6 protein-coding genes and 1 pseudogene are annotated in these 7,128 nt (G+C 72.3%); 2 read left to right on the top strand and 5 right to left on the bottom strand.

The genetic code is table 11. From position 1 onward, the window contains the following. The 5 genes and pseudogenes from HFV08_RS30980 to mqnE form a co-directional block, all read right to left on the bottom strand. Positions 1–246: pseudogene (locus HFV08_RS30980) on the bottom strand (dehypoxanthine futalosine cyclase); the annotation flags it as partial. Positions 247–277: 31 nt separating this feature from the next. Continuing rightward, a complete protein-coding gene (locus HFV08_RS30975; protein ID WP_168543884.1) occupies positions 278–1,174 on the bottom strand; it encodes a menaquinone biosynthetic enzyme MqnA/MqnD family protein in 897 nt (298 codons plus the stop codon). 52 nt (positions 1,175–1,226) lie between these two features. Continuing rightward, positions 1,227–1,982, bottom strand: coding sequence for a thioesterase II family protein (locus HFV08_RS30970; RefSeq protein ID WP_168543883.1), 756 nt, complete (start codon positions 1,980–1,982; stop codon positions 1,227–1,229). Positions 1,983–2,075: 93 nt separating this feature from the next. Next, positions 2,076–2,378, bottom strand: a complete 303-nt coding sequence (locus tag HFV08_RS30965) for a ferredoxin (RefSeq protein ID WP_168543882.1) — start codon at positions 2,376–2,378, stop codon at positions 2,076–2,078. A 137-nt stretch (positions 2,379–2,515) separates the two neighbouring features. After that, complete coding sequence (mqnE, locus tag HFV08_RS30960) at positions 2,516–3,679, bottom strand: aminofutalosine synthase MqnE (RefSeq protein WP_168543881.1); 1,164 nt, start codon at positions 3,677–3,679, stop codon at positions 2,516–2,518. Between the two features lie 421 nt (positions 3,680–4,100). On the opposite strand from mqnE, the gene HFV08_RS30955 reads away from it, so the two are divergent. Together HFV08_RS30955 and HFV08_RS30950 are read left to right on the top strand one after the other, a co-directional pair. After that, the gene (locus HFV08_RS30955; protein WP_168543880.1) at positions 4,101–4,961 is read left to right on the top strand and encodes a 1,4-dihydroxy-6-naphtoate synthase; all 861 of its coding nucleotides are present in this window, start codon (positions 4,101–4,103) and stop codon (positions 4,959–4,961) included. Positions 4,962–5,254: 293 nt separating this feature from the next. Further along, a partial coding sequence (locus HFV08_RS30950; RefSeq protein WP_168543879.1) for a type I polyketide synthase occupies positions 5,255–7,128 on the top strand: 1,874 nt, incomplete at its 3' end.

Here is a 7,128-nt window from a genome sequence, read left to right as displayed (position 1 = left end):
GTAGAAGGCGCAGAACTTGCAGGCCGTCACGCAGACGTTGGTGTAGTTGATGTTGCGCTCGATGATGTACGTGGCGATGTGCTCGGTGCCCGCGTACCGGCGGCGGCGCACCGCGTCGGCGGCCGAGGCGAGGGAGTGCAGCGGCGCGTCGCGGTAGAGCTCCAGTGCCTCCTCGGTCGTGATCCGGCCGCCTTCGGCGGCACGGTCGAGTACGGGCTGGAGGCGGTGCTGCGCGGGTCGGGGCATGATGGCCGGCCTTTCCGGTTTCTGTGAGTGGTCAGGAGGGGGAGTCGAGCAGCCGGACTTCCGCGTCCGGGGCGAAGCCGTCGGCCTCGCCGCCGACGCGGCGCGCGAACTCCCTGATCCCGGCGAGCTGTTGCGGGCCGAGGCGGAAGTCGAGTGCCGTCGTGTAGTACTGCTCCAGCGTGGCGGCGTCGAACTCCTCCCACTGGGAGGCCTGTTCGCAGACCTTGGTCACCTCGGACAGGGAGAGGTCGCGCGAGGCGAGGAGGTCGGCGTGGACCTGGCGCACCAGCGCGGGTTCCCGTGCGAGGAAGTCGCGCCGGGCGGCGAAGACGGCGAAGACGAAGGGCAGGCCCGTCCAGTCCTTCCACATCCGGCCCAGGTCGTGCACCTGCAGGCCCATCCGGGGAGCCTCGTGCAGGGCGGCGCGCAGGGCCGCGTCGCCGATCACCACGGCCGCCCGCGCCTCGGACATCATGGTCCGCAGATCGGGCGGGCAGACGTAGTACTCGGGCCGCACGCCGATCTTCTCCGCGAGCAGGAGCTGGGCGAGCCGCACCGAGGTACGGCTCGTCGAGCCCAACGCGACGCGCTCGCCGTCGAGTTCCTCGAGCGGGACCTGGCTGAGCAGCAGGCAGGACATCACCTCGCCGTCGCTGCCGACCGCGATGTCGGGCAGCGCGACCAGCTCGTCCGCGTGCCGCAGGAACTCGACCAGGCTGATGGGCCCGATGTCCAGATCCCCGTTGGCCAGCGCCTCGTTGAGGCCGTCCGGGGTGTCGGTCCGCAGGTCGAGGTCGAGGAGGGTTCCGGTGCGCGCCAGGCCCCAGAAGAGCGGCAGGCAGTTGAGGAACTGGATGTGGCCCACCCGCGGGCGGCGCCGCTTGCCGGACGGCGCTCCCACGGACTCCTCGGAGAGTTGCTCGGTCATCGGTACACGCTCCCGGAACGGGTCGGAGGAAGGAGAAGGGCGGACGCCGCCGTCAGGCGTGGCGGGCCGGTGCCGCGGTGAAGTGCTCGTTCAGCACGGCCAGTACGTCGGCGGGCCGCTCGGAGAGGAAGAAGTGGCCGCCGGGGAAGACCCTGACCTCGCTGTCGGCGGTGGTGTGCTCGCTCCAGGCGCGGGCCTCCTCCAGGGAGGTACGGGGGTCCGCGTCGCCGGTGAGCACCGTGATCGGGCAGTCCACCGCGGCACCGGGCTCGGCGCGGTAGGTCTCCACCGCCCGGTAGTCGCTGCGGATGGCGGGCAGCACCATGCGCAGCAGGTCCTCGTCCTGGAAGACCTGGGCGTCGGTGCCGGAGAGCGCCCGCAGTTCGGCGATCACCCCGTCGTCGTCGCGGGTGTGCACCGACTCCGCACGGGTGCGGGAGGGAGCGCGGCGCCCCGAGGCGAAGATCCGTACCGGGGTCCGGCCCGCGCGGCGGGCCACCTCGAAGGCCACCACGGCCCCCATGCTGTGGCCGAAGAAGGTCACCGGGCGGTCGTCCCAGGTCCGCATCGCCTGCGCCACCTGCTCGGCGAGGGCGGCGACGGAGGAGGGCCCCGGCTCGTGCCGGCGGTCCTGGCGCCCGGGGTACTGGACGGCCACGACGTCCACCCCCGGGCTGAGGGCGCTCGCGACGGGGACGTAGAAGCTCGCCGAACCGCCCGCGTGCGGGAAGCACACCAGACGTTCGGCCGCCTCGGCGGAGGGCCGGAACCTGCGGAACCACAGGTCGTCCGTGGAGGGGGAGGCCATCGGGGCGTGTTCCTTCCGTAGTGCGGCGGGAGTTCGGCAGGACGGGCGCGCGGGGGACGCTGCCGGAGCGCGCCCCGGCAGGCCCCTCGCGGGTCAGTCCTCCTCTGCGTTCGGGCCGTACACCTCGACGCGGTCCGCGGACCTGCGGACGTGGATGCACTCGCCCGGGCACTCCTTGGCGGACTCCACCACGTCGTTGAGGATCTCCAGCGGGATCCTGGTGGTGGCACCGGGATCCTGGAGCAGCTCGTCCTCGCCGTCCTTGACATAGGCGAGGCCGTCGATATCCAGCTCGAACACCTCGGGCGCGTACTGGGCACAGATTCCGTCGCCGGTGCACAGATCCTGGTCTATCCAGACTTCCAGATCCTGGCCGTCCGTCGTCTGCGGGGACATTCACACCTGCCTAGCAGTGTCGTCATCGGATCGGGCGCGGTCCGTCGCCGCCGTCGAGCGGCGGCGCGGGGGACCGGGCACGGGGGGTGTGTGCGGGGAGCGCGGCGAGGGCCGCCCCGGCGGGGGCGGCCCCGGTGTCAGACGCGCATGGGCTGCGGCTTCTCGCGGCGCTGCGCGTCCGGGCCCTCGAACTCGCGGATGATCTCGTAGCGCGTGTTCCGCTCGACCGGCCGGAAGCCCGCGTCGCGGATGAGGTCGAGCAGGTCGTTCCGGGTGAGCTTGTTCGGGGTGCCGTAGTCGTCGGCGTCGTGGGTGATCTTGTACTCGACGACCGAGCCGTCCATGTCGTCCGCGCCGTGCTGCAAGGCGAGTTGGGCGGTCCCCAGGCCGTGCATCACCCAGAAGACCTTGACGTGCGGGACGTTGTCGAAGAGCAGCCGGGAGACCGCGAAGACCTTCAGGGCCTCGGCGCCGGTGGCCATGGTGGTGCGGGCCTGGAGCTTGTTGCGGACCTTGCCGTCCTTCATGTCCACGAAGTCGTGCTGGTAGCGCAGCGGGATGAAGACCTGGAAACCGCCGGTCTCGTCCTGGAGTTCCCGCAGCCGCAGCACGTGGTCCACGCGGTGGCGCGGCTCCTCGATGTGCCCGTACAGCATCGTGCAGGGCGTCTTGAGGCCCTTCTCGTGCGCCAGGCGGTGGATCCGCGACCAGTCCTCCCAGTGGGTGCGGTGGTCGACGATGTGCTGGCGGATCTCCCAGTCGAAGATCTCCGCGCCGCCGCCGGTCAGCGATTCGAGACCGGCGTCGATCAGCTCGTCGAGGATCTCGCTCGCGCTCATCCCGGAGATCGTCTCGAAGTGGTGGATCTCGGTGGCGGTGAACGCCTTCAGCGACACCTGCGGCAGCGCCTTCTTCAGCTCCCGCAGCGAGCGCGGGTAGTAGCGCCACGGCAGGTTCGGGTGCAGCCCGTTGACGATGTGCAGCTCGGAGAGGTGCTCGTTCTCCATCGTCTTCGCGAGCCGGACCGCCTCCTCGATGCGCATCGTGTACGCGTCGGTCTCGCCCGGCTTGCGCTGGAAGGAGCAGTACGCGCAGGAGGCGGTGCAGACGTTCGTCATGTTGAGATGCCGGTTGACATTGAAGTGCACGACATCGCCGTTCTTGCGCGTGCGCACCTCGTGCGCGAGTCCACCCAGCCAGGCCAGGTCGTCCGACTCGTACAGGGCGATGCCGTCCTCGCGGGACAGCCGCTCACCGGAGAAGACCTTGTCCTCCAGCTCGCGCTTGAGCCCAGCGTCCATGGCCGGGAACCTCCTCGATCAGTGCCTGGCGGCACGGTTGATGAGTCCGGGCTCCGCTCCGCGCGCAGTCCTTGACTCGTGAGCGGGCCCTGCCTCGCGTCTCCCCTCCACCGGACGGGGAGGCCCCGCCCGGCAGGGGGAACGACCGGGCGGGGCACGACGGAGCCGTGCGGCCGTCGACCCGGGCAGGAGCCGCGCGTCCGGTCCGCAGTGCCGGGCGCGGGGCGGGTTCCTGCCGGACGGCAGACACTGACGCCGCGTCGGTGGGGCGTCTCCATCCTTACGGAGGACGGTCTGGGGAAACCCCCACACTGGCAACGGGTTTGCTGACCGCACACGATCGCGGCGCCACTGTCGAAGAGCGGGGGCGGTACACCCGGTCCGCCCGCCGAGCCGCCCGGTCACGAAAGAAGGCAGCCCCATGACGACACCGCTCGCGCTGGCGTACTCCCCGTGCCCCAACGACACCTTCGTCTTCCACGCCTGGACCCACGGACTGCTCCCCGGCGCCCCCGGCACCGAGGTCACGCTCGCCGACATCGACCGCACCAACCACCTCGCCCAGGACGGCGGCCTGGACCTGCTCAAGGTCTCCTACGGGGTGCTGCCGCACATCCTCGACGACTACGCGCTGCTGCCCTGCGGCGGAGCCCTCGGCCGCGGCTGCGGCCCGCTCGTCTTGGTGCGGGAGCCGCGGCAGCCGACGGCCCTCGCCGGGGCGCGGATCGCGGTGCCCAGCACCACCTCGACCGCCTACCTGCTCTTCCGCCTCTGGGCGGACACCGCCGTGCCCGACGGTGTCGGGGAGATCGTCGTCCTGCCCTTCCACGAGATCATGCCCGCCGTCCGGGACGGGGAGGTCGACGCGGGCCTGGTCATCCACGAGGCCCGCTTCACCTACGGCGACTACGGACTCCACTGCCTGGCCGACATGGGCGAGGAGTGGGAGAAGGAGACCAGCCTGCCCATCCCGCTCGGCGCCATCGTCGGCAGACGCAGCCTCGGCGAGGAGGTGCTCAAGGACGTCACACGGGCCATCCGCGCCTCCGTGCAGGCGGCCTGGCTCTGCCCCCAGGCCTCCCGCGCCTACGTCCTGGAGCACGCCCAGGAGATGGAGACCTCCGTGGTCGACCAGCACATCGGCCTGTACGTGAACAGTTTCACCGCCGACCTCGGCGACGAGGGCCTGCACGCCGTACGCACCCTCCTGGAGCGCTCCGCGGACCGCGGCCTGGTCCCGCCCGTCCCGCCGGAGGCGTTCCGCGCGACGAGCCGTCTGTGAGCCGGGCCCCGCGGCCCCGCGACCCCGCCCGCCCGGCGCACCGCACACCCGGCGTCACCACAGGTGGGCAACGCTAGGAGTTCTCTTAGAGCCCCTCGCGCGCCCCCTCGGGAACGACGGAGCGTCACCATAATCGGCCACGGGGAGCTGCCCCGCCCGGTGCGATCCGCGGACCGCGCCCCCGAGAGGACGAACTGCCGCGCTCCGCCCGCGACACCGCGAGGGGAGACCGCAGGCCGGTGCCCCGTGCCCGCCGGCGCGACGCCGTGCCCACTGCCGAAGGGAATCGATCCGTGAGCGAGGACAGGCTTCGCGACTTCCTGACCCGCGTCTCCTCCGACCTCCAGCGCACCCGGGCCCGGTTGCGCCAGGTCGAGGGCAGGGCGACCGAACCCATCGCCGTGGTCTCCATGAGCTGCCGCTACCCCGGCGGCGTCCGCAGCCCCGAGGACCTGTGGCACCTGGTCGACTCGGCCACCGACGGCATCACCGACTTCCCCGAGAACCGCGGCTGGGACCTCGACGCCCTCTACGACCCCGACCCCGCCCACCCCGGCACCTGCTACACCCGCGAGGGCGGATTCCTGCACGACGCCGCCGACTTCGACGCCTCCTTCTTCGGCATGTCCCCCCGCGAGGCCCTCGCCACCGACCCGCAGCAGCGCCTCCTCCTCGAAGTCGTCTGGGAGGCCCTGGAGCGGGGCGGACTGCGCCCGGCCGACCTGCGGGGCAGCGCCACGGGTGTCTTCGCCGGCGTCATGTACAACGACTACGGCACCCGCTTCGCCGAGATGCCCGCGGGCTTCGAGGGCTACCTCGGCAACGGCAGCGCCGCCAGCATCGCCTCCGGCCGCATCTCGTACACCTTCGGCTTCGAGGGCCCCGCGGTCACCGTCGACACGGCCTGCTCCTCCTCGCTGGTCTCACTGCACCTCGCCGCCCAGGCGCTGCGCGGCGGCGAGTGCGACCTCGCGCTCGCCGGAGGCGTCGCGGTGATGTCGACGCCCGTCACCTTCCTGGAGTTCAGCCGCCAGCGCGGACTCTCCCCCGACGGCCGCTGCAAGTCCTTCGCCGACGCGACCGACGGAACCGGCTGGGGCGAAGGCGTCGGCATGCTCCTGCTCGAACGCCTCTCCGACGCCCGCCGCCACGGCCACCCCGTCCTCGCCGTGCTCCGCGGCTCCGCCGTCAACCAGGACGGCGCCAGCAGCGGCCTCACCGCCCCCAACGGCCCCGCGCAGGAACGCGTCATCCGCGCGGCCCTCGCCGCCTCCGGCCTCACCCCGGCCGAGGTGGACGCGGTCGAGGCGCACGGCACCGGCACCACCCTCGGCGACCCCATCGAGGCGGGGGCCCTGCTCGCCACCTACGGGCAGGACCGCCCCGCGGGCCGCCCCCTGTGGCTGGGCTCCCTGAAGTCGAACATCGGCCACACCCAGGCCGCCGCCGGAGTCGGCGGTGTGATCAAGATGGTGCAGGCCCTGCGTCACGGCCGACTGCCCCGGACCCTGCACGTCGACGCCCCCACCACCGAGGTGGACTGGACCGAGGGCGAGGTACGGCTGCTCACCGAGGCCGTCGACTGGCCCGCCGGTGAGGCCCCGCGGCGCGCCGCCGTCTCGGCCTTCGGCGTCTCCGGCACCAACGCCCACCTCGTCCTGGAGGAGGCCCCGCCCGCCCCGGAGGACGAGCCGGAACAGGAGCCCGAGCCCCGGGCCGCGGCCCGCCCCGGGCTCCTGCCCTGGACACTGTCCGCCCGGGGCGAAGAGGCCCTCCGGGCACAGGCGGCCACCCTGCTCGCCCACCTCGACGAGCAGGACGAGGAGACCGCGGACCCCCTCGCCACGGCACACACCCTGGCCGCGCACCGTTCGCTCTTCACCCACCGCGCCGTCGTCCTCGGCGACACGACCGAGACGCTGAAGCAAGGCCTCCGCGCCCTGGCCGCCGGGGAGCCCTCGGCCCACCTCACCCTCGGAACAGCGAGCCGCCGGCAGAAGAAGGCCTTCCTGTTCGCTGGTCAGGGTGCTCAACGGCTGGGCATGGGGCGGGAGTTGTACGAGGCCTTCCCGGTGTTCGCGGAGGCTTTCGACGCGGTGTGCGCGTACATCCCCGGGTTGAGGGAGGTCGTCTTCGAGGGCGAGGACCCGGAGGTTCTGCGGCGTAC

The organism is Streptomyces physcomitrii (assembly GCF_012273655.1).
In the GTDB taxonomy this organism is placed as follows: domain Bacteria; phylum Actinomycetota; class Actinomycetes; order Streptomycetales; family Streptomycetaceae; genus Streptomyces; species Streptomyces physcomitrii.
Note: the sequence above shows the minus strand (reverse complement) of the source record. Positions and strands in the feature narration are given on the sequence as shown.